Here is a 1,652-nt window from a genome sequence, read left to right on the forward strand (position 1 = left end):
TGTTAATATTCATCCATGCCTCAATGGCTAGTGATTATCCCCTTTTAGACAATAATGTTTTTATAAAGTTCACCCGTCAGCCTTAAGAACGCAATAGAAGAAACAACAACAAGCTTGCAAGACGATTTACACTGGTCAACGTTGTCTGAATAGATCAGACCTTATTCGCAGACCACCTGACGTATCTACCAACTTCAGGATTTCTTTGTCTTGCCGCCTCGATAAAAGCATCATCAATTTTAAGCTTGGAAGTAGCATATTTGAAAGCCAGTGGATTCTTTGCAATTAAGTTCAGCATGTACTCGCGATCATTCAATAACGTTCTACTGGCATTTTTTAAGATATTAACACTGACAGCCATTAAGCTTTCAATAATGTTTTTATCGCTTCGAATTCTTCCACCAGCATAACTTAAAACACTGGGCAACTCTGCGACAGCGGCTTTGACGACATCACTATCATTCCTCAGCTCCTCACTCAAATATTGCAGTTCTGTGGGATGTTTTGAAATGGTGGGTAATACAAAATCTTTATCATTCCTAACCCGATGGCTGGCATATTTCAATCCATGCTTCAGCAGGATCTCCCTGACCTTTTCTTTATGATCCCCAAGCAGTTGGCACGGTGGTAGATAAAACTCCAGTTTGTAACGGTAAGATGGATTGATAACAAAGCATTGATTACCCAAGTCATACAATTGCTCAACCAATTTAGTAGCGATTATGGGATTTAATAACAAAAAATGATGCAAGAGCTCCCTGCGGGTGTTCTCACTTATCTCATCACTCATAAACATTTTCAACAGAACACCCCCCGGTTTTCCCTGGAGAAAATCTGGCCACCTGGACAACAACCGGGCATGATGAGAAAACTGTTGGTAGTGTTTGCTTAAAAGCTGGCTGCAAGGGACAAGAATGTACCTGCGGCTCTCATTACGATAAGACATTACGAAAAGGCAATGTTGAAAGGCGAATCTATCCGCTTCTGTCGCCAGATCACGATTAAGCCGTTGTGCAAGCAAGTTAAAGTCCCACTGACCTCCTTCAAAAATGGGACTGGAATTCAAATCAAGATCCAGATTACATATAGCACGTAACACAATGATCAGCTTCTCAAAGGCATCCTGCATGGTTTGACGAAATTTCATTCGGGGGCATTCGACAGTCATTTCACCCGCAACGGCGTTGCAACTTAGCTTCATGCTACCCGCATTTTTATCCAGTTCTATCTTCTTCAATAATTGCGCCAGAAACCACATACGACTGAACTTGCCGGATTGATCATCGTCATCCGTTCCATTAAATTGGTCAGAAAATCTCAGCCGCAAGGTTCGTCCTTTCCCTCCCTCTGCACGCTCAAGTAGCTCGATAAGGCCCACATGACTTCCTAACTCCAGGTTGACAATCACAACTTCATCCGTACTAATGACAGTCCCTGAAAGCTCTAGCTCTTCCATAGACGCTTTGGCCGAGGCCCTCAATAGCGGCGGCACCTTCTCATCCGGCTCAGCCAGAGTCGTGCAATCGATATAGGTGATTTTCTTTATCGTAGAGATCCTGCCCTGACAAGAAGCCAGAGTGACCGGTGCCAATGCCTTTACAAAGCGCTTATGCAGGGCAAAAATCAGCTCATGGACACTCCGCACCTGCTCA

General features: G+C 43.7%; 1 protein-coding gene. It reads right to left on the minus strand.

Translation table 11 applies throughout. The annotated features are described in order from the left end of the window. Nucleotides 1-154: 154 nt before the first annotated feature. On the minus strand, nt 155-1,652 hold a 1,498-nt coding region (locus tag KDK17_RS02560), incomplete at its 5' end, for a DUF4116 domain-containing protein (RefSeq protein ID WP_257287265.1).

The organism is Endozoicomonas sp. SESOKO2 (assembly GCF_024606245.1).
GTDB lineage: Bacteria > Pseudomonadota > Gammaproteobacteria > Pseudomonadales > Endozoicomonadaceae > Endozoicomonas_A.